The 21117-nt window shown below is 71.8% G+C and carries 18 protein-coding genes; 8 read left to right on the forward strand and 10 right to left on the reverse strand.

Going from position 1 to position 21117, the window contains the following annotated elements; translation table 11 throughout:
* The coding region (locus ABZ857_RS42930; protein WP_357056414.1) for a LuxR C-terminal-related transcriptional regulator at window positions 1-111 on the forward strand (111 nt) is incomplete at its 5' end.
* 177 nt (window positions 112-288) lie between these two features.
* On the forward strand, window positions 289-696 hold the full coding sequence (locus ABZ857_RS42935) for a hypothetical protein (protein ID WP_357056365.1): 408 nt from the start codon (window positions 289-291) through the stop codon (window positions 694-696).
* Here ABZ857_RS42935 and ABZ857_RS42940 read toward each other — a convergent pair whose 3' ends face one another.
* Together ABZ857_RS42940 and ABZ857_RS42945 are read right to left on the reverse strand one after the other, a co-directional pair.
* Entirely contained in the window at window positions 697-2412 is a 1716-nt protein-coding gene (locus tag ABZ857_RS42940; RefSeq protein WP_357056368.1) for a GAF domain-containing protein, read from the reverse strand. It lies immediately after the preceding gene.
* A gap of 208 nt (window positions 2413-2620) precedes the next feature.
* On the reverse strand, window positions 2621-5473 hold the full coding sequence (locus tag ABZ857_RS42945) for a beta-L-arabinofuranosidase domain-containing protein (RefSeq protein WP_357056371.1): 2853 nt from the start codon (window positions 5471-5473) through the stop codon (window positions 2621-2623).
* Between the two features lie 389 nt (window positions 5474-5862).
* Between ABZ857_RS42945 and ABZ857_RS42950 the strand changes: the two genes are divergently transcribed.
* From ABZ857_RS42950 to ABZ857_RS42960, 3 genes are read left to right on the forward strand one after another with little or no spacing between them, the layout of a single operon-like run.
* Window positions 5863-6282: a GNAT family N-acetyltransferase gene (locus ABZ857_RS42950; RefSeq protein WP_357056374.1), complete on the forward strand. Its 420-nt coding sequence runs from the start codon at window positions 5863-5865 to the stop codon at window positions 6280-6282.
* A gap of 38 nt (window positions 6283-6320) precedes the next feature.
* Window positions 6321-6878, forward strand: a complete 558-nt coding sequence (locus ABZ857_RS42955) for a hypothetical protein (RefSeq protein WP_357056377.1) — start codon at window positions 6321-6323, stop codon at window positions 6876-6878.
* Window positions 6862-7074: an acetate--CoA ligase family protein gene (locus ABZ857_RS42960; RefSeq protein WP_357056417.1), complete on the forward strand. Its 213-nt coding sequence runs from the start codon at window positions 6862-6864 to the stop codon at window positions 7072-7074. The genes ABZ857_RS42955 and ABZ857_RS42960 overlap by 17 nt, the downstream gene beginning before the upstream one ends.
* On the opposite strand, the gene ABZ857_RS42965 is transcribed toward ABZ857_RS42960, so the two are convergent.
* Together ABZ857_RS42965 and ABZ857_RS42970 are read right to left on the reverse strand one after the other, a co-directional pair.
* Window positions 7057-8046 carry a hypothetical protein gene (locus tag ABZ857_RS42965; protein WP_357056380.1) on the reverse strand — a complete coding sequence of 330 codons (990 nt, stop codon included), beginning with the start codon at window positions 8044-8046 and terminating at the stop codon, window positions 7057-7059. The two genes, ABZ857_RS42960 and ABZ857_RS42965, sit on opposite strands and share 18 nt — an antisense overlap.
* A 24-nt stretch (window positions 8047-8070) precedes the next feature.
* The gene (locus ABZ857_RS42970) at window positions 8071-8730 is read right to left on the reverse strand and encodes a CBS domain-containing protein (RefSeq protein WP_357056383.1); all 660 of its coding nucleotides are present in this window, start codon (window positions 8728-8730) and stop codon (window positions 8071-8073) included.
* Between the two features lie 232 nt (window positions 8731-8962).
* Here ABZ857_RS42970 and ABZ857_RS42975 point away from each other — a divergent pair, with 232 nt between their 5' ends.
* A complete protein-coding gene (locus tag ABZ857_RS42975; protein ID WP_357056386.1) occupies window positions 8963-9664 on the forward strand; it encodes a CBS domain-containing protein in 702 nt (233 codons plus the stop codon).
* Window positions 9665-9834: 170 nt separating this feature from the next.
* Here ABZ857_RS42975 and ABZ857_RS42980 read toward each other — a convergent pair whose 3' ends face one another.
* Window positions 9835-12573, reverse strand: a complete 2739-nt coding sequence (locus tag ABZ857_RS42980) for a DUF222 domain-containing protein (RefSeq protein ID WP_357056389.1) — start codon at window positions 12571-12573, stop codon at window positions 9835-9837.
* A 112-nt stretch (window positions 12574-12685) separates the two neighbouring features.
* On the reverse strand, window positions 12686-13066 hold the full coding sequence (locus tag ABZ857_RS42985; protein WP_357056391.1) for a hypothetical protein: 381 nt from the start codon (window positions 13064-13066) through the stop codon (window positions 12686-12688).
* Window positions 13067-13604: 538 nt separating this feature from the next.
* Here ABZ857_RS42985 and ABZ857_RS42990 point away from each other — a divergent pair.
* Window positions 13605-14399, forward strand: coding sequence for a PRC-barrel domain-containing protein (locus tag ABZ857_RS42990; RefSeq protein WP_357056394.1), 795 nt, complete (start codon window positions 13605-13607; stop codon window positions 14397-14399).
* An 85-nt stretch (window positions 14400-14484) separates the two neighbouring features.
* On the opposite strand, the gene ABZ857_RS42995 is transcribed toward ABZ857_RS42990, so the two are convergent.
* From ABZ857_RS42995 to ABZ857_RS43010, 4 genes are all read right to left on the reverse strand, one after another.
* The gene (locus tag ABZ857_RS42995; RefSeq protein ID WP_357056397.1) at window positions 14485-15036 is read right to left on the reverse strand and encodes an FxsA family protein; all 552 of its coding nucleotides are present in this window, start codon (window positions 15034-15036) and stop codon (window positions 14485-14487) included.
* Window positions 15037-15097: 61 nt separating this feature from the next.
* A complete protein-coding gene (locus ABZ857_RS43000; protein WP_357056400.1) occupies window positions 15098-15841 on the reverse strand; it encodes a polyprenol monophosphomannose synthase in 744 nt (247 codons plus the stop codon).
* Window positions 15841-17394 carry an apolipoprotein N-acyltransferase gene (lnt, locus tag ABZ857_RS43005; RefSeq protein WP_357056403.1) on the reverse strand — a complete coding sequence of 518 codons (1554 nt, stop codon included), beginning with the start codon at window positions 17392-17394 and terminating at the stop codon, window positions 15841-15843. Before lnt ends, ABZ857_RS43000 begins: the two co-directional genes overlap by 1 nt.
* A 465-nt stretch (window positions 17395-17859) precedes the next feature.
* Complete coding sequence (locus tag ABZ857_RS43010; protein ID WP_357056407.1) at window positions 17860-20124, reverse strand: AAA family ATPase; 2265 nt, start codon at window positions 20122-20124, stop codon at window positions 17860-17862.
* A gap of 202 nt (window positions 20125-20326) precedes the next feature.
* On the opposite strand from ABZ857_RS43010, the gene ABZ857_RS43015 reads away from it, so the two are divergent.
* The coding region (locus ABZ857_RS43015; RefSeq protein ID WP_357056410.1) for an ROK family transcriptional regulator at window positions 20327-21117 on the forward strand (791 nt) is incomplete at its 3' end.

Raw genomic sequence — 21117 nt, forward strand, 5'->3', positions numbered from 1 at the left:
GAGAAGACGGTCAAGAACTACGTGTCCAACCTGCTGAGCAAGCTCGACATGCAGCGCCGCACCCAGGCCGCCGCGCTCGCCGCCCGCCTCAAGGCAGGCCGCCAGGATTGAGCGGGAGACGCGCCGGGACAGGGTAATCATCCGTGCCGGAGTTCCCCAGCACGCCGGCTCTGCCCCAGGGATACGGGCATATGCCCTATGTCACTTATATCCACTGGCGCATGGGCAGGTGGTTGCCAGGTGTCTCGTCACTGCGCGGACGTACTCCGAACCGATCTCGTCTCGGCGGTGCGGCGGCTCGCGGTGGCCGCGCTCGTCGTCTCGCTGGCGGGCCTCGCCGTCCCGGAGGCGGCGGACGCGGCCTCCGCTCCGCTGCGCCGCAAACCGCACGCGGCCGCGGCAGCGGCTGCGGGCGCTTCGGCCGCTTCGGCCGCTTCAAAGGCGAAGGCGAAGGCGAAGGCCAAGCCCCGGCCCGGCCCGCGCGGTTACCAGGTGGCCCGGGGCGCGCGGACCAGCGCCAGGCAGTACAGGTCGGGCCGCGGCAGGAACATCCAGAACCTCAACGGCGTCTACACGCCCTCACTGCTGAGCGGCCCGCAGTCGACCAGCGTCACGTCCGCGGGGAAGATCAAGAGCCAGGGCGTGTACTGCGCCCCCGGCAGCCGCTCCTGCGACGTCTCGCAGAACATGAGGTGATCAGCCCAGCGGGACGCTCCACTCCAGACGGGCGCCGCCCGCCTCGGGAGAGGCGAGGGTGAAGGCGCCGCCGAGCCGTTCGGCACGGTCGGCGAGGTTGCGCAGGCCGCTGCGGCGGCCGTCGGCCGGGATGCCGACGCCGTTGTCCTCCACCACGAGGGTCAGCCGCCCGTCCCCGGCGTGGACGGCGACGTCGGCGCGGGAGGCCTTGGCGTGGCGGACGAGGTTCGACAGGGCCTCCCGCAGCACGGCGAGCAGGTGCTCGGCGACCTCGGCGGGCACGTCGTTGTCGAGCCGGCCCTCCAGGCTCAGGCCCGGCATGAAGCCCAGGTGCCCGCGGGCGCCCTCGACCAGGTCGACGACCTGGGCGCGCAGGCTGGGCAAGGCGTCCTCGCGCGGGGTCTGCAGGGCGAAGATGGTCGAGCGGATCTGCCGGATCGTGGTGTCCAGCTCGTCGATCGCGCTCTGCAGCCGGGAGGACGCCTCCGGCCGCTCGACCAGCCGTACGGCACTCATCAGCGTCATCGCCACCGCGAACAGCCGCTGGATGACCACGTCGTGCAGGTCCTTGGCGATGCGGTCGCGGTCTTCCAGCAGCCCGAGCCGCTCGGCGTCGCGGCGGGTCTCGGCCAGCTCCAGCGCCACGGCCGCATGCCCGGCGAAGGCGTGCAGCGTGCGCAGCTCCGACCGGCTGAACGGCAGCCGCCCCGAGCGTTTGACCAGCGCCAGCACCCCGCGTACCGCCCCGGCCGCGCCCAGCGGCACGGCCGCCACCGGCCCCGCCTCCAGGTCGCCGTGGGCGATCCGGGCGTCCCCGCCGGCGGGGTCGTCCAGCATGAGGGGCTCGCCGCTCAGGAACGCCCGGCCCGGCAGCGAGCCGTCGATCGGCACGTCACCGCCGCGCATTGGGCCGCCGGGCAGGGCGCCGTCCTCCAGGGTGCCGTCCTTCAGAGCTGTGTCCAGCGTGTCGCCGCCCTTGCTCGGCAGCAGGATCGCCACGGAGTCGGCGTCGGCCATCTCGCGGGCGCGCCGGGCGATCAGCGTGAGGACCTCCTGCGGTTCGGCGCCGGACAGCAGCCGGGTGGTGATGTCGGCCGAGGCCTGCAGCCAGGTCTCCCGGCGGCGGCTCTCCTCGTACAGGCGGGCGTTCTCGACCGCCACGCCCGCGGCGGTGGCCAGGGCGACAACGATCGCCTCGTCGTCCTCGTCGAAGTTCCCGCCCCCGCGCTTCTCGGTGAGGTAGAGGTTGCCGAACACCTCGTCGCGGACGCGGACCGGCACGCCGAGGAAGCTGCCCATGGGCGGGTGACCGGGCGGGAAGCCGTACGACTCGGGGTGCTGGGAGATGTCCGACAGCCGCAGCGTCTGCGGTTCCTTGATCAGCAGGCCGAGCAGGCCCAGCCCGTGCGGCCAGTGCTCGATCCTGGCGATCTCCTCCTCGTTCAGCCCGACCGGAACGAACTGGATGAGCGTGTTCTCCTCCCCGATCACGCCCATCGCGCCGTACGTCGCGTCCACCAGCGTCGTGGCGGTCTCCACGATGCGCCGCAGCACCACCTCCAGGTCGAGGTCGCTGCCGATCGAGACGACCGCCTCCAGCAGCGCGTGCACCCGATCCCGGGTGGCCAGCACCGCCTCCAGGCGCGACTGCAGCTCGGCCAGCAGGTCGTCCAATCGCATGCTGGGAATCAGCGACCGCGGCTCGTTCTCCGTCATAGTGCAGAAGTCTGGCAGCACCGGGGTCCGGTCGGTGAAGTGGCGCGGTTCAGATGTGGTGACGGCGGCGCGGCCGGTTTGCCCACGGCGTCCACCGCGCCGCGGTCGCGGCGGACGCCTCCTCGTCAGGGTGGCCTCGACCGGTTGCCGTGCTCCCGGCCCGACCCGCTCTTCCCCCGGGGGCCCGTCAACGCCCGCCCGGAGAGCCTCAGCTCAGCTTCGCCCGGGCGGCGGCGGACACGACCCTGTCCTTCTCCGCGGGCGACAGCAGGCCGGCCGCGACCCACTCCCCGGCGGCGTGGGCGACCGCCGACTGGAACCGGCCCCGGTTGGCGAACGGAGCCTGCTCCCAGACGGCGTCGAGGAACGTGGTGCCGTCCTCCTTGGCCCGGTTCGGCACGCCGGAGTCCACCGCGCCGAAGACGATCTCGGGCTCCTGCCTGCGGAAGTAGGCGTGGTAGCGCTTGGTGTCGCCGATGTAGAAGGGCACCACCGACAGGCCGTGGGTGGTGAAGCTCATCGGCGCCGTGGGCGTCATGGCCTTGGCCAGGTCGCCGTCCAGCCGGAGGTCCTTGTAGAAGGAGAAGTCGCGGTAGCTCGTCTCGTCGCTCAGGGCGACCATCGGCACCGGGCCGTAGGCGAGGCTCTGGATCGACGGCGCGTCCAGCGCCTTCTCCACGCGCAGGGTGAACGGCATGGTGATCTGGACCTTGTCGCCGCGCCTCCACTTCCGCTTGATCGTGACATAGCCGTCCGGTTCGTCGCCGAGGCGCTGCACGATCCCGTTGACCCGTACGGTGTACCCCTTCTCGACCCAGTAGGGCACCCGGAGTTTCAGGTCCAGCGGGCCCGAGCCGTTCACGGTGAGGGTCACCGTGCCCGAGGGGTCGGCCGGGTAGTCCGTCGACTGCCTGATCGTGAAGCCCTTCTCCGGCCAGTGCAGCTCGGAGGCCATGTAGAGGTTCACGAAGAGGGCGGAGCCGTCCGCCGCCTTGAAGTAGACCGAGTCCTGGAACTTGGTCAGGCTCTCCAGCCCGGTGCCGCCGCAGCAGGTGCCGAGGTTGCCGTAGCCCCTGACCGAGCCCGGGGTCATCGGGATGAAGTAGGTCAGCAGCGGGTCGGTGGTGCTGTCGACGTTCCTCCGGGAGGCGAGGATCTGGCCGTAGAGGCCCCGCTCGTAGTACTGCATGTACTTCGGGTCGCCGGTGTGGAAGAACAGGCTCCTGCTCAGCTTGAGCATGTTGTAGACCGCGCACGTCTCGGCGTTGTTGGCGCCCAGCGCGCCCACGATGACGTCGCGCGCCCCGAAGAGCTCGCCGTTGTCGCTCGGGCCGGACAGGCCGCCGTCGGTGAAGGTGCGGTGCGGGACGACCATGTCCCAGAAGTTGACGGCGGCGGTCAGGTAGTCGCGATCGCCGGTCTGCTCGTACACCGAGAGATACCCGATGAACTGCGGGATGTGCTGGTTGGCGTGCTTCCTGTCAAGCGTGTCCTGGTTCGCGATCGTGGCGTTCTTGAGCGCGGTGTTGTCGAAGCACTTGGCCGTGTCGAGGTACTCCTGCTTGCCGGTCAGCGCGTGCAGGTCGGCCATCACCGCGTTCATCGCGTTGTACTCGCCCGCGATGTACGTGGTCCACATCTTGTCCAGTTGCTCGCGGGAGAGCTTGGACAGCCGGCTGTGGACCCAGTCGCCCATCTTCAGGACGATCTCGCGGGCCTGCTGGTTGCCGGCGTGCTGGTACGCGTCGAGCAGCCCCCGCATGATCATGTGGCAGGTGTAGTAGGGCGCCCAGATCGTGGGGTAGGTCGCGCCCTGCTCCAGCAGGATGAACTGCGTCTCCGGGTAGGCGGCGAGGAATCCGGGGTGGCTCGGGCCGGGGGCTCCGGTGGGCTCGGAGATCAGGCGGGCGTCCCGCCCCTTTCCGGAGGAGTCGGCCGCGGTCTCCCCGGAGGCCTCGTCGAACCGGTACCAGGCCACGTTCCCGCCGCCCAGGCCGCCGTCCGCGCTGCCGGTCAGGGCCCGGACCTCAGACGCGCTCAGCGCACGGTCGTAGATCTGGAACTCGTCGACGGCCCCGCTCATGAGCGGGTCGCCGTACTGGGACTTGCCGATCCAGTTGTTGCCCGTCGTGCCGAGGTCGGAGGGCTTGAGGGTCATGCCGGTGTTCGTGCCGACCGCCTCGCCGTTGACGTAGAGCGTTCCCGTGCCGCCCGACAGGGTGACCGCGACGTGGCTCCACGTGTTCGCGGCCAGCTGCCTGGTGCCGTTGATCCGCTGCTCACCGCCGCCGCCGCTGGTGGTGATCGCGAAACGCGGCGCCGACCCCGCGCTCAGGGCCAGGAACATGTTGCGGGTGGTGCCGGTGCCGAAGTCGAAGATCCTCGACCAGGTGCTGATCACCGTGGGGTTCACCCACAGGGCGACGGTGAAGTCGCCGAGCCCGCTCACGACGCCCGAGGGCAGCGACACGTACTGGGGCCCGCTCAGCTTCACCGCGGTGCCGAATTTCCCGTTCACCCGGGCGACCGGAGCCGGGGGCGGCGCGGGCTGCCCGACCTTGGCGGCCAGGGCGTCCTGGCACTGGCCCAGCGCGGTCACCATGTAGTCGACCTTGTTCTTGTAGAACTCGTCGCCGGTGCCCGCGTACGCCAGGGCCAGGGCGCTGAGGAAGTGCCCGGCGTAGTGGCCCCTCAGGTTGCCGGTGGCGTCCTCCCAGCCGCCGGGCGGCTGCGCGCCGAGAGTGTCCAGCCCCGCGTTGGCCCGGAAGTTGGCCAGCATGCGGTCGGCGGGATAGGCCCGCAGGAAGTTGAGGATGCGGTCGCGGTTGGTGGCGAACAGGGAGTCACCCAGTTTGACCCTGTCGTTCGCGAAGGGCTGCACACGCCATCCGGCGGGAATCGGGAATCCGCCGCCGGCCGCGCTCGCCGTCGTCGCGCTGCGGGCGACTGCGGCCTGGGCCGTCCCCGGCCCCGCCGCGGAGGCCAGGGCGAGTGCGGGTGGGGTGGCGGCGGCCAGGGCGGCCCAGCGCAGCACGTCACGTCGGTGGATGGGGGTGGTCATTTCGGGGGCTCCTCGTCGTTGACTCGGCATCTGGTGGTGCGATTTCTCGCGAGTCTGAGCTGGGTCGTCCGGGCGGCGGGCCGCGAGCTGTCCTTGTTAGCGCAAACATATGATTACTTTCAGGAAGAGGTCGATCACTGATCGCAGTCGGGTGGCTGGTCCGGGAAGGCCGGCCACCACAGGGTCGCGGGCCCGCCGATGGGAGAGGGTCGTCGCTGGTCAGGTGGGTGAGGACGAGCCTGGCGACGGTGCCCGGCCGACCGGGTTCACACGCCGGCCGGCCGCGCCATGCCGCTCACTGCTCATGTTTCGGCAGTGTTAACGATCTCACGCCGCGCGTCAAGAGCCCGTGCGCGGTGACCGCGGCGAGAGCGGGTAAGGCTCCTCCCATGGCCCGGCCGACCACCGGTTACGACGTGCTGCTCCGCGACGGCGGGATCGCCCGCGTCCGTCCCCTGTCCCCCGCCGACCGCGAAGCCCTGCACGCGCTGGTCGCCCGCTCCTCCGTACGCTCCGCCTACCTGCGGTTCTTCACCGGCGGCACGGCCACCGCGCACACGTACATGGACCTGCTGACCGGTCGCGGCTACCGGGGGCACGCGCTGGTGGCGGTGATGGGCGAGCGGCTGGTCGGCGTGGCCGAGTACATTCCCGCCGACGGCGACCCGGCCGAGGCCGAGGTGAGCATCCTGCTGGACGACGAGGTCCACGGGCACGGGCTCGGCACGCTGCTGCTGGAGCACATCGCACTGGACGCGGCCGAGCACGGCGTCGAGGAGCTCGTCGCCACGGTCCTGCCCGACAACTGATCGGCGCGAGCCGCGACCCGGCCCGGATCGGGCACCGCGTGCTGCGCAACCTCGTCGACGGGGGCTTTCCCGGGCCGATCTATCCGGTCAACCCGAATGCCGCCCAGGTGTGCGGCCTGGCCGCCGAGCGCGAGCTGCTGCGGATCTGCAGGGAGGCGGGCATGCGGCTGGTCGGGCCCAACTGCATCGGAGTGGTCAACACGGTCACTTCGCTCGACGCGAGCTTCCTGCCGCGATGTCCCGAGCCCGGCCGCCTCGGTCTGATGTCCCAGTCGGGGGCGGTCGCCGTCGCCCTGCTCAAACGCGCCCGCAAGCTCGGCCTGGGCGTGTCCTCCTTCGTCTCGGTCGGCAACAAGGCCGACGTCAGCGGCAACGACCTGCTCGAATACTGGGAGGACGACCCGGCGACCGGAGTCGTCGCCATCTACCTGGAGTCGTTCGGCAGCCCCCGCCGCTTCGGCCGCATCGCCCGCAGGATCAGCGCGGCGGGCGCGCCCGCGCCCCGACGGCCGATGGCTCGACGGCCCACGGCCGCACACCTGCTGGCCTGCGGCCGCCGAGGCGGCCCAGCGGATCGGTCTGCCCGCCGCGCTTAAGGCGTCCGGGCCCGAGCTGGTGCACAAGAGCGACGTCGGCGGCGTACGGCTCGGCCTGCGCACCCCGGCCGAGGTCCGCCGGGCCAACCAGGAGATGGCGGCACGGATCGGCCCGGCCATGAAGGGCGCCACGGTGCAGCGGATGGCGGCCGAGGGAATAGAGATTGGCTGCGCTGAGTCACTCCAGCACCTCTGAGGGGGCGCGGCGGACGCTCTCGCTCTCGTCGATGACGAAACCCAGTCGCATGATCATCTGTGGCGGCTCTCCCGAGCACAGGTGCCTGCGGATGAACTCCCGCAACTCCGGCATCTCCAGCGCCTGGGTGTGGAAGGCGACGCTCAGGCCGTACGCGGAGGCGTGCAGCAGCATCCGCTGCAACGCCTCACCCGCGCGCAGCCAGTCCTCCCGGCAGTCGCCCGCGGTGGTGAGCAGCGCCACGAGGCCCGTCGAGACGGACACCCGCTCGTCCGCCGCCAGCCCCCACTCGTGGCCCCGGGCGTAGTCCCGCTGCGCGAAGTGCTGGGGGTGGGTACGCCGGGGATCGCTCGGATAGCCCGCCGCGGGCACCCCGTCGCGGCGCGAGCTGCCGGGCGGCCGGGCCCAGCGCATGAGTTCGAGGACGAACAGCCGGTTCTGCGACTGCACGTCCTGGGCCGCGCCGGTGAGCGCGGCGAGCACCCGCGCGGCGGCGTCCGACTGGATCGGCATCAGGTGGCCGTCCTCGGCCGCCGCCTCCGCCACGAGGGCGTCGACGAGGCGGTCCGGCACCGGCAGAGCGGTGAACCCGGACCTGTGGGTGCGGCGGCGCTCGATCTCCGCGTGCAGCAGGCGGGTGTGCTCGCCCGGCTCCCGCCCCGGCCGCACGCGTACGGTGGCCAGCAGCAGCGGGCGCTCCGGGTCGGGGAAGCGCCGCACCTGGGGCTCGTAGCCGAGCGCCTGCAGCGTGGTCCGCACGTTGAACAGCGCGGCGCCGCAACTGATCGTCATCTGCCGGCCGGTGTGGTCGGAGACCCGCAGCTTCCTGTCGGGATCGGCGCGCAGGGAAATCTCGTCGCCGGAGACGCCGAACGACCAGGGCTGGGTGTTGTGGATCGAAGGCGCCCACAGGGCCGCCTCCACCGCAGCCTTCGCCGACTGCGCGATCCCTTCAGACGTCCGAGTGTTCACGATCTCCTCCCCCTGGGGGTTCGATCACAGCAACGGCGGGGCGATGAGCAGGTCGTCCACGAGGAAGGCGAGGTCGGCGTCCACCTCGACGACGCCCTCGACCCGGCGTACGGCGTGCAGCAGCGGCTTGATGTCCGACCTGCGGGGCACCTGACCGTTGATCGCTACCACACCGCCGGAGACGGCGATCCGGAGGTCGTCGGGGCCGAGGTTCAGCCGGGCGGCGATCTCCTCGATCTCGGCCAGGATGTCCTCCGCCGGGCGGACGAACACGCGCAGCAGGTCGCCCTGGTGGACCGTCCCCACGATACGGCCGGTCATGGCGTCGATCACGGGCAGCTGCTTGATGCGGTTGCGGTGCATCAGCCGGGCCGCGTCCCGCACGGACGTGCCGCCGGTGACCGTGATCGCGGGGCGCGTCATGATCTGGCCGGCCTTCGTCCCCATCGCCTTCCGATGCTCCTCACGCCTGTGGAGACCGTCGAGCACGCTCTCGCCCGGGTCGATCTCCTTCAGCAGGATGTCGTCCTCTGACACCACCCCGACCGGGCGCCGGTCGGCGTCGATCACGGTGACCGCGCCCACCTTGAACCGCCGCATGGTGGCGACAAGGTCCGCGAACGACGCGTCCATCGGCACCGCGATGGCGACCTTGCCCATGACATCCTTCACTTTCGCCGTCATGACGACGCCTCCCATCTCTCAGTGTCAGCGTGCCTCGCCTTGTCTTTCCAGGTCAGCGGTGAAGGTCCTGACCGCCCGGGACTTTCGGCCACCCATCGCGCCGCCTCCGTCACGGCATGGCGAAGGGCATGGCGAAGGGCCTGGCCGGCAGGGCCGTCCGTCCCTTCGCATCCGGCCCGTACGGCGGTGCGATGGAGCTGGGAACGGCAGACGGCCCGGGAAGGAGCCGATCATGCACATGAAGGTGCGGGACGTCATGACGAGCGAGGTCGCCTCCGTCAACGGCAGCACGCCGTTCAGGGACGTGGCCGAGGTGCTCATCGCGCACGAGGTCAGCGCGGTGCCCGTCGTCGACGGCGAGGGCCACGTCGTCGGCGTGGTCTCCGAGGCCGACCTGCTGCGCAAGGAGGAGTTCCGCGAGCAGTACTACCGCGAGGGCTACCGGCCGCCGCTACGCGCCCGGCTGCGCGAGGCCGTGGGGCACGGCGTCGCCAGGAGCCAGGAGCGTGCCCGCGGAGTGACCGCCGCCGAACTCATGTCCGCCCCCGCGGTCACCACCCGGCCGTACACCAGCGTGGTCAGCGCCGCGCGCCAAATGAGCCGGCACGGTGTCAAACGCCTGCCCGTCGTGGACGACGAGGGCGTGCTCGTGGGCATCATCAGCCGCCACGACCTGCTCAAGGTCCTCGCCCGCGCGGACGCCGACATCGTCCGTGAGGTGCGCGAGGACGTCATCGAGAACTGCCTGTGGGCCGACCTTTCGGGCGTCGAGGTGTCGGTGTCGGAAGGTGTCGTGACGCTCACCGGCTCCCTGGAGCGCCGCTCGCAGGCGCGGGTGCTCACGCGAATGGTCGAGCGGACCAACGGCGTGATCGGCGTCGTCGACCGCCTGGAGTGGAAAGAGGACGACGTCGGCCCCTGGGAAGGGGCCTGATCCCGCAGCGCAGCCCCGAGCGCAGCCCGGAGCGCAGCCAGGGCCGGCCGGGGCCACGCGCCCAAATTCACCGCTGGTGCCTGCGGCGGGTTCATGTCCCCCGGCTTCATAAGCCCAGTCATGTCCGTGGTGCATGTCCCTGGTTCGTGTCCGTGGTTCATGTCCGTGGTTCATGTCCGTGGCCGCCTGGCTCCGGGGAGTCGGTGGTAGGTGAAGGCCCAGCGGTCGGTGCCTTCCTTGCGGCGGGTGTAGCGGCCGGGGTGGCGGTAGCGGTCGCGGTTGTGGAACTGGCAGGCCGGGCCGAGTAGTTTCAGGTCGGTCAGGCCGCCGGTGCTCCAGTTGTCGGCGTGGTCGATCTGGCACATCGTGGCCGGGAGTGGGCAGCCGTCGATCCAGCAGGTGGCGTAGCGGGCGAAGATCGCCCGCCGTTGGGCGGGGGTGGCCAACCTCACCTTGCGGCCCATGTCCAGCACCTGCCCCTCGGCGTCCATCACCAGCCGCACCAGGGCGCTGGTGCGGGCCAGGCGGTGCACGCCGGAGACCGGCAGCACCTGCCCGGTCGCCAGCAACAACCCCGGCGCTGTCCCCAGCAGCGCCCCCGGCAGCGCCCCCTGCAGCGTCCCCGCCGACCCGAGGAGCGCCTCCCGTGCCGCCCCCGCTGCCGATCCCGGCGACGCTCCCTGTGCCGTCCCCAGTGGCGATTTCGGTGGCGATTTCGGTGGCCATCCCGGTGACACTCCCTGTGGCGTCCCTGGTGCTGCGGACGAGCACCACGCTTCCCCGCCGCACTCGCATGCGCCCTCGCCGCACCCCCGGTGCTCGTGGCCGAGGTCCTCACGCGTGCCCCGCCCATGCCGGCAGTCCCCCGCAGGCCGATGCCTCGCGTGGGTGTGACGCACAGCGGCGTCCTCGGGAGGAGGATCCGGCTGCGCTGCATGCGGAGGCACTGCATGCGGAGGCACTGCATGCGGACGCGCGCCACCGCCGCCGGGAAACTCGGCGTCGGCCGTCTGGTCAGGACACCCAGGGCCGGTGCCTTCCGCCTCACCGGCGACGCTGTCCTCCACCTCGGCAAGGGCGCCGTCGTCCCCCGTCGCGGGGGCCCGGTTCTGCCCCTCGGCACGGGCGCAGTCCTCGCCCTTTACGGGTGCGGCGTCGCCGCACTCGGCAGAGGCGGTGCTCACGGTGTCGTTCGGCCCGCGCCCACCGGCCCGCTGCTGACCGGTCCCGGAGCCGCCGGCCTCCTCACCGCAGGGGCTGGTGGCAGCAAGGGCGGCACTCTCAGCAGCGGCGTCCACGACCGCACCGGCCCCGGCCTCTGCACTGGCATCGCCCGGGTTGTCGGCGCTTCCGGTGTCGCGGGGGTCGCAGTCACCGGTGTCTTCGGGGGCGCTGGCGCCGGTGTCCTCGGTATCGCCGCTGTCCTTGATGTCGCCGGTGTCGCGGGGGGCGCAGTCACCGGTGTCGTGGGTATCGCTGGCGTCGTTGTCCTCGGCGTTGCCGGGGTCCTCGGTGTCGCAGGAGTCGGCGGCGCTTCCCGTGTCGCGGGGTTCGCAGTCGCCAGTGTCGCGGGGGTCGTGAGGGGCGCTGGCACCGCTGTCCTCGCTGGCACCGGTGTCCTCGGCGTCGCCGGGGTCCTCGATGTCGCCGAGGTCGGCGGCGCTTCCCGTGTTGCCGCTGTCGCCGGGGGCGCTGGTGTCGGGGTCGCTCGTGTCGTCGGCGTGGGTGCTGGTGTTGGGGGTGGCGTCCTCGGGGTCGGCGGGGAGGGATTCGGCGTTGACCAGCACCAGAAGCTCGGCGGCGATCTTCTCCTCCAGCAGCGCGATCAGCGCGTCGGCCTGGCGGACCTGCAACAAACGGTCATCCCCCTCGGCCCTGGGTTTGGCATAGGCGTCCAACAGCGCACGCAACCGGGCGGCCGCCTCACGGGGCAGGTAGAACTCCCCCTCCAGCCCACCCCCCTTGCCCGGGCGGACCCTCAAAAACCGCCGCCCGTAATCGGCCCGCTCATCACGCTCCTCCCCATCCGGGTCCAGCACCGCACGCAGATAACGCCCGGCCTTGGCCACCTCCGCCGGACCCGCCCTCCCCGCCAGCTCCAGCAAAATCGGCTCAACCAACCCGGCCTGCTCATCAGTCAACTGCGCGGTGGCGGCGCAGATCGCCTCCACCACCCCCGCCGCCAGCGTCCCGGCCGCGAACGCCTCCCGCACCCCCGGCAAGCGGGCCAGCTCCACCCCCAGAGTCAGCAGGCGGCCCGCCCCCGCCACACTCATCCCCCCGGCCGTACGCAACCAACTACGAGTGGAGGCATGCCCATGCTGCCTGGCCTGCCCCGCCCGATGCACCCGCCCCACCCGCTCAGCCAACGCACAGGTGATCCGATCCCGCGCGAACATCAACTCCTCAGCCTCGGCCACACAGATCTCCGGCGAATCCGGCAAGGGCGCCAACGCCAGCGCCTGCGCCGACTCACGCAACGACGCCACCAACACCCACGACGACCGGCCCCTGCCCCGACCGGCATCACCACCGGCACCATCCGCAGCAGCACCGTCGGCACCAGCACCGGCAGTGTCGGCACCAGCAGTGTCGGCACCAGCAGTGTCGGCACCGGTGAACGCACCGGCACGCGAGGACGCAGACGCGCGGTTTCCGGCAGCGGCATTGGGACGCGGCCGCATTTGCCCAAGAAGGCATTTCCACCTTTGTGCGACGCGAGGATCGCGACCCGACTCGCCGAAGACGTCGAATTTTATGATCGGAATTAGTCCCTGAGTGCGCTCGATGCCGGAGGGCGCACTTTCGGAGGACCAGAGAGGCGAGCGGGCAGTCAACCGCTCCCACCAGTTCTCATCCGGCATGTTCGAACGACTGAGGCTGCCAGGGTCGACGAGCGGCGACTCCATGACACCTCCTCAAGTTCATTCGAATACCTGTATGAATTCTTCCACCCCCAACTTGCCCAACTCAAGCACGGAACCGAATTAGATGGAGTCACAGGCGACAGCACATTTCTGATCAAATACGGCTTTTCATTCGGCTCGGTCGGTTGGCTTCCGGCTCCCCGGCTCCAAAGGCCAGGGAGAAATGCACCCAGACCGTCATCGCCCCGTCGAGCGAGGCCCTGGCCCACTGCTTGGCCTCCCACTCGATCTCCCGCTCGCCGTCCCGGCCCTTGCCCGCGCTCTTGCCGACGCGTACGCGCCGCCCACCGACGAGGGCGGCGATGCCCGTCCCCGGCTCCTCCGTCACGTCCCGCGGCTCGAACAGCGCGAGACGGCGGTCCCGCGCCGCCCGGACGATGACGGCCAGGACGTGCGCGGACATCTGGTCGACGGCCGCCGCGAGGCGCAGCACCTGGCCCGCGGCCCAGCCGGGTGCCGCCACGACGTCGACCACTCGTAGGCAACCCACGGTGAGTGTGCCGGTCTTGTCCAGCAGAAGCGTGCGGGCCCGGCCGCGCGCTGCCCGCCTCGGTCTCCTGTACCAGCCGCACCACCCCGGCGTACGCGCTGCCGGCGGCGGTCGCCGTAGCCCGCAGGTCGAAGGCGTGCCCGGCGTTCACCACGCCGCCGGTCACCTTCTCCCCGTCACCGCGTGCTCCACCGGCAGCGACTTCCCCGTGAGGGCCGACTCGTCGAGCAGGGCCGTTCCGTCGCACGCGGTCGGCGGCGACCGGGTGCGGCACGCCGTCCTCGTAGCGCCGGGCCGTGCGAGGCGCCCGCTCGTGCTCCCAGGGGTCCTGCCCGGGTCGTGCCACGACGATTTCCGGCACGGCAGCGGACGCTGCGATCCGGGCCTTCACCTGCGACGTCACCAAGGCGACCGGCGCGCCGGGCAGGAGTGACAGCGGCGATTTCCAGAAAAGGTGGTTTCCGTTCTCCCATCGGCGGTAGCCCAGTAAGGGACCGACCAAGCGAGAGACAAGGAGAAGCACGTGATCACTCACGAGCAGATCCCCATGGTGCTCGGCAACCCGGTCCACGACCTCAACGGCGACAAGATCGGCGAGGTCGCGCAGGTCTTCCTCGACGACGCGACGGGACGGCCGAAGTGGCTCTGCGTCAAGACGGGACTTCTCCACACCAAGGAGACCTTCGTCCCGCTGCACGACGCGAACCTGACGGCCGGCCGTGTCGAGGTCCCGTACGACAAGGAGCACGTCAAGAACGCGCCCGACGTGGACCTGGACACCGACGGGCACCTGTCCGCCGAGCAGGAGCGCGAGCTCTACCGTCACTACGACATGGACTGGGACACCGCCTGGGAACGCGCCAACCAACCCGACAGCCTCACCGGCTGGGCCGACAGCGGCGGGCGGCGCGAGCGCGAACGCCTGGGGATCGGCGCCGACGCCCCCGGGCACTACGCGGACTACGCGGACTACGCCGTGACCCGCGGCGGGGAGCGGTACGGCACCGACGACCCCGCGCTCGGCTCCAGAGACCGGCTGGACGCCGAGATCCCCGGCACGCACCCGGGCGAGCCGCTGGCGCGGCGGGACCCCGAGACCCGGTCCGGGGAACTGTTCGGCGGCGGCGATCCCTCGATCACGTCGAGCGAGCGGTACGGCACCGAGGACCCGGCGGCCCGGTCACAGGAGCGGTTCGGCACCGGCGATCCGGTGACGCGGTCCGGCGACCGGTTCGTCACCGACCCGGACGCCCGCGATCAGGGCATCCGCCGCCGGGACAGCCGTGACGTCCCCGACCCGGACGAGCCGCGCCTGTAACCCGGAATTCCGTTCGTCACCAGCCCCGTTGCCCCGGTGTGCCTCCGCCGCCGGGGCAACGGCATGCCCGGCCGCCACCCCGGCGTCAGTGCTTCTCGTCGTCGATGACCTCGCCGTGCACCACGCGGCCCCGGCCCGATCCGGCGGGCCCGCCGAAGCCCGCCGCCTCGTCGAACCCTGCCGTCCGGCCGAAGCCTGCCGGCCCGTCGAAGAGCGGCGCGTACGGCGAGCGGGCGGCAAGCGAGCGCACGCGGCGGCCGAGGAACCACGACAGCCAGCGCCGGGCGATCGGCCGGGTGAACGGCAGGATCGCGAAGAACCCGAACACGTCGGTCAGGAAGCCGGGGGTCAGCAGGAGGGCGCCGCCGGCCACGATCAGCGCCCCGTCGGCGAGTTCCCGGTCGGGCATGCGCCCCGACTCGATGGCCGTGCGCAGCGCCGCCCATGCCCGCCGCCCCTCGCGGCGCACCAGCCAGGCGCCGAGGATGCTGTCGGCGATGAGCAGGGCGACCGTCTCCCAGCCGCCGATCACGGACCCCACCCGGATCAGAAACCAGATCTCCAGGACGGGAACCAGGAGGAACCCGAGGAACAGCCCGATCCGCACCATGTCTTGCCCCACCACCCGCGCACTCACCCCGGCACCCGTACGTCTCCGTCAACGTCCCTGCGGCCGCGGGGGTTCCTGTGGATCGCGCCTATCGCCTCGGGCGAAACCGATCACCGAACCCGGTGACCCCCCAGACGGCGATGCGCCAGAACGCCTCAAAAATGATCTTCCGGCTCATCTTGCTGCTCCCCACGGTGCGCTCGACGAACGTGATCGGCATCTCGGTCACCCGCAGGCCCTGCCGTACGGTGCGCAGCGTGAGGTCCACCTGGAAGCAGTAGCCCTGCGACTCGACGTCGTCCAGCCCGATCTTCTCCAGCGTGGCCGCGCGGTAGGCCCGGAAGCCCGCCGTGGCGTCGCGCACCGGGATGCCGAGCACCAGCCGTACGTAGGTGTTGGCCCCCCGGGACAGCAGCTCGCGCGAGAACGGCCAGTTGACGGTCTTGCCGCCGGGCACCCACCGGGAGCCGATGGCCAGGTCGGCGCCGTCGGTCACCGCGTCGAGCAGCTTGTGCAGCTCCTCGGGCTGGTGGGAGCCGTCGGCGTCCATCTCGACCAGCACGTCGTAGCCCTCGGCCAGCCCCCACCGGAAACCCGCGATGTAGGCGGCGCCCAGCCCCTGCTTGCTCGTCCTGTGCAGGACGTGGACGTGGTCGTCCGCCTCGGCCAGCTCATCGGCGACCCGGCCGGTGCCGTCGGGGCTGTTGTCGTCGGCCACGAGCAGGTGCACGTCGGGCAGCGCCTCACGCAGCCGCCGCGTGATCATCGGGAGGTTCTCCCGCTCGTTGTATGTGGGGACGATCACGAGCACCCGCCCCGGTGTCCGCTCCATCAGCTCTTCCTCCGCCCAGAGATGGCCGCCACCGTCGCTCCGGCTCCCATGAGTATCAAAATCCACTCCGGCAGCGCACCTACCTCCGCCGCCACCGTGTTCTGCGTCCTGACCGGGACCTCCAGGACGTTCATCCCCGCCACCAGCTCGCCGGTGCGCCATCCGACCCGGCCGTCGGGGCCGACGTACGCGGAGATGCCCGTGGTCGCCGCGGTGACCACGGCCCGGTTGAACTCCACCGCGCGCAGCTGCGACATCGCGAGCTGCTGCGGCGGCAGGTTGGTGAGCGCGTAGCTCGCGTTGTTGGTCTGCACCACCAGCGGCGTGCCGCCCGCCAGCACCGTGTCGCGCACCGTGCTGTCGAACGCCACCTCGTAGCACTCCACGGTGCCGATCGTCACCGGCCCCATCCGCAGGGCTCCCGGCTTGTCCCCGGGGACCGACTGGCGGCCGACGAGCTGGGCCCGCGACGACAGCGCCAGGAACAGCTCCTTCAACGGCGTGTACTCGCCGAACGGCACCAGCCGCCGCTTGTCGTAGTACGCGCCGGGGCCGGTGACCGGGTCCCAGACGATGCCGCGGGTGGCCCGGTTCTCGGCGCCGATCTTGACCACCGCGCCGACGAGGATCGGCACGCCGATGTCCTTCGCGGCGGAGTCGATCATCTGCCGTGCGAACGCGCTGGAGTAGGGATCGATGTCGGTGGAGTTCTCCGGCCACACCACGATGTCGGGCCGCTGGAGCTTCCCCGCGCGCACGGCCTCGGCCATCCGGTGTGTCTCGTCCGCGTGGTTGCGCAGCACGACGGCGGGCTCGTCGCCGAGGAAGTACATCCCCCGCCCAGGGACGTTGCCCTGGATGACACCGATCCGCACTGTCCTGCCCTCATCGCCGGGCCGGGGCACGACCAGCCCCAGCACCGGTACGGCTATCGCGGCGAGGAGCGTTCCGGCAACCACCCGGTCGGCCCGCCATGTCGGCGGACGCCGTGTGACCAGCGCGGCGAGCAGCATTCCCGTGAGCGCGACGGTGAAACTTACAAGCGGGGCGCCGCCCAGCGCGGCGAAGCCGGTGTACGGCGACTCGCCCTGGCTGAAGGCCAGCCGCGCCCAGGGGAAGCCCCCGACGGGGAACAGCCCCCGGGCCCACTCCTGCACGACCCACAGGCAGGCGACCCACAGCGGCCACAGGCGCAGTCGCATGACGAGGACGACCCCAGAGGCCAGCGCCGCCCAGAACAGGCTCTCGATGCCCGACAGGGCCAGCCAGGCGTCGTCCCCGATCGGGCGGACCCAGGCCAGCGTCGGCAGGAGGAACGCCAGCCCCCCGGCGTACCCGATCCACGCCGCCCGGCGCGGGCGGGTGCCGTACAGCGCGAGGGCGAGCAGCGCCACGCCCACCGGCGCGCAGAACCACCACCCGATGGGCGGGAAGGCGAGGTAGAGCACCAGACCGCCCACGACGGAGGCGGCGAGGCGGATCAGCACGTCGGGCACCCGCGGCGTGGGCGCCGCGGCGGCGGGCGCCGCGTCCTGTGCCGTCTTCAGTGCCACGGACAGTCTCTCCTCGCGTGTCGATGGTCCTGACGCAAAAAATCATTCCAGGTCAGGGTCGCAGACGGCGGCGCAGGCCGCCAAACCGGCCTCAGCCACTCTACGGCGGCGAGGAAGGCGAGGAAGAGGAGAGAGGAAGGGAAGGGGGCCCGGGCGGCCCTTCGGACCGGTTCCGTCCCGTCGGCGGCGGGCGCGGAGCTCCGTTGTCTACTGGGTGCCCGGGCCCCTCCTGGGTCCAACCCCCCGGCCGGATGGGGTGCCCCGCCTCGGCGGGACGCCGCCCTGCGCCTGGTGTGCTGACGGGGTCACGCTCCGTCATCGACGCAGAGGTCGGCGGCGCCATAGAGCGGCCAACCGGTCAGTCCCGTGCTGGACTGCGCAGCAAACTACCGACCTCAGCGCAGATGTCAACCGCGTCCCGATCAGCGGAAATACCACATTTCCGCAGGTAGGAGCGGTGCCCGTTCAGCGCCGTTCCAGACCGGTCAGAACCTCCGGCAGGTCGCCGGTGTGGACGACCCCGAGGCGGCTCGTGGCCCGGGTGAGGGCGACGTAGAGGTCGCTCGGGCCGCGCGGCGACTCACGCAGGATCCGGCCGGGCTCGACCACGATCACGGAGTCGAACTCCAGCCCCTTGGCCTCGGCCACCGACAGCACCGCCACCTGCGCGTCCAGTGCGGCCGGCCCGGGCCCGGTGGCCGCGCCGGGCACGGTGGCCCGGACGATCGTCCCGATCTCCTCGGTCATCCCCGCCGGGGCGACGACCACGAGGCGGCCCTCCTCGACGACCTCGGCCGCGACCACCGGGCCCGCCTCCGCGAGGGTGGCGAGCCGCAGGGCCCACGGCCGCTCGCCCGTCTCCCGCACCGACTCCGGCGCCTTGAGATCGGGGCCGACCAGTTCGAGCACGCGGGCGGCGACCTCCATCAGCTCGGCGGGGGTGCGGTAGTTGACGCTGAGGTGCTCCTCGCGCCAGCGGCCCGCGACGTACGGATCGAGGACCCGGGCCCAGCTCGCCGCGCCCGCGGCCGACCCGGTCTGCGCGATGTCGCCGACGATCGTCATCGACCGGCTGGGAATGCGCCGCATGACCATCCGCCAGGCCATCTCGGACAGCTCCTGGGCCTCGTCCACGATCACGTGGCCGAAGGCCCACGTGCGGTCCCTGGCGGCCCGCTCGGCCGTGGTGAGATAGGTCTCCTCGGCCTGCTGCCGTTCGGCGAAGCGCTCGGCGTCCATGATGTCGGCCAGGCCGGTCAGCTCCAGCACCTCGCGGGCGTAGGCGATGCGCTCCTCGCGCTCCTGTTCGGCCCGGCGCGCCGCCCGCAGCACGCCTTCGTCGATCTCCCCCAGCAGCTCGGCGGCCTCGTCGAGCAGCGGCACGTCGGCCGCGCTCCACCAGTTCTCCCCCGGCTTCTCCCCCGCTCTGGGCGGCTCGCGCAGCAGCAGGTCGCGCTCCTGCGCGCCCAGCCCGGTCGCGGCCATCCGGTCGCGGTCGGTGAACAGGCCGATCAGCAGCTGCTGCGGCGTCAGGTACGGCCACAGCCGGTTGAGCGCCACCCGCACCGGCTCCTCGGTGCGCAGGTCCTCGCGCAGGTCGGCGAAGTCGGCGTCGTCGAGCGCGCCGCGGCCCAGGTGCCGGGCGGCCTGCCGGGTGAGCGCGGTCAGCAGGTGCCGGATGAAGACGGCCCTGGCCTGGTTGTGCGGGCGGCGCGAGCGGCCGGCCTTCGACCGGGCCGCCTCCAGCGTCTGCCGGTCGAGCTTCAGCGTGAACTTGTCGAGCTTGATCTCCACCGGCGTGCGCGGCATCCGCTGGCGCTCCCGTACGGCCCGCGCGATCACGTCGGCCATGGCGATCCGGCCCTTGACCGCGGCGGCCTCGGCCGGCTCCTCCCGGGTCGCGGTGACGCCCGGATAAAGCTCGCCCACGGTTGACAGCAGCACGTCGGTCTCGCCGAGGGACGGCAGCACCTGCTCGATGTAGCGCATGAAGGTCGGGTTCGGCCCGAGGATCAGCACGCCCCGGCGTTCCAGCCGTTCCCGGTAGGTGTAGAGCAGGTAGGCCGCGCGGTGCAGGGCCACCACGGTCTTGCCGGTGCCCGGGCCGCCCTGGACGACGAGCACGCCGTTCAGGTCGCTTCGGATGATCTTGTCCTGCTCGGCCTGGATGGTGGCCACGATGTCGCGCATGCGGCCGGTGCGTTTCTCACCGAGCGCGGCCAGCAGCGCCGCCTCGCCGTTGAGCGACGCCCGGTCGGCCTCGGTGAGGCTGTCGAGGTCGAGCAGGTCGTCGTCGATCGCGGTGACCCTGCGCCCCCGCGTGTGCAGGTGGCGCCGCCGGGTGACGCCCATCGGGGCGGCCGGGGTGGCCCGGTAGAACGGCTGCGCCACCGGGGCCCGCCAGTCGATCAGCAGCCGGTGCTGGTCGTCGTCCGACAGGCCGATGCGGCCGATGTACAGCCTGCTCGCGTCAGCCCGGCTGTGTTCAGCGAGATCCAGCCGCCCGAAGCACAGGCCGTTCTCCACCGCCCACAGGCGGGCCAGCCGCTGGGTGTACATGACGGCGAAGTTGTCACGCTCCGAGCGGTTCTGGTGGGTGCCGAAGGCTCCCTGGGCCAGCACGGCGTCGAGCTGCCCGCGCGTGCGCTCCCGCAGCACGTCGAGGCGCTCGTACAGCGCGGCGACGTACTTCTGCTCCCGGGCCAGCTCGCCCGTCGAAGACTCTGGCATAGGCCGCCAGATTCTACGTGCCGTCGAGCTCTTCTCCCGCATCGGGCACGGCGCGGTCACAGGAGCGGATCACAGGTGCGGATCACAGGCGCGGTCACAGGTGGATCTCGGCGCGGATGACGCTCTTGACGGCGCTCGGGACCGTTCGTACGGTCGCAGCCATAGTTAGGAAACTTTCCTAACGCGCTCTATCGGAGGATCCATGACCCGGCCCATCGCGGGGACGCCGAGCCTGCTGCGCGCGATCAACGACCGCGCCGCGCTGATGGTCCTGCTCGAACGCGGCCCGCTGACCCGGCCCGAGCTGGGGGCGCTCACCGGCCTGTCCAAGCCGACCGCCTCCCAGCTGCTGGCCCGTCTCCAGGAGGCCGGTCTGGTCGTCCTGGACGGCATCCGCGAGGGCCTGCCGGGCCGTACGGCCGAGCTGTACCGGATCAACCCCCGCGCGGCGCACGTGGCGGCGCTGGACGTCACGCCGGCGCGCATCGCCGTGGCGGTCGCGGACGTGACCGGCGCGGTCGTCGCCGAGCACCGGCTGGCCACCCCCGGGCGTACGGGCGGCGACGTGGTGGAGCGGGTCCGGGCCGCACTCGCGGGGGCGTGCGGCCCGGCAGGGCTCGACCCGACGGACCTGAGCCGGGTGGTCGTCGGCATCGGCGGCGCCGTCGACCCCTCGACGGGCAGGCTCGGCTACGCGGCCCACATCCCGGGCTGGCACATCCCCGACCTGATCGGGACCCTCCGCGACGGGATCGGCGTGCCGATCGACGTGGAGAACGACGTCAACCTCGTCGCTCAGGCCGAACGGTCCAGGGGCAGCGCCCGGGGCCACCAGGACTACGTGCTGCTGTGGGCCGACGAGGGCATCGGCGCGGCCCTCGTCATCGGCGGCCGCCTCCACCGCGGGGCGACCGGTGGCGCGGGCGAGGTCGGCTACATGCCCGTGGTCGGCGCGCCCACCGCGCGGGACGTCGGCAGGCGGGCCAACCACGG

The organism is Microbispora sp. NPDC046933 (assembly GCF_040644635.1).
In the GTDB taxonomy this organism is placed as follows: Bacteria; Actinomycetota; Actinomycetes; order Streptosporangiales; family Streptosporangiaceae; genus Microbispora.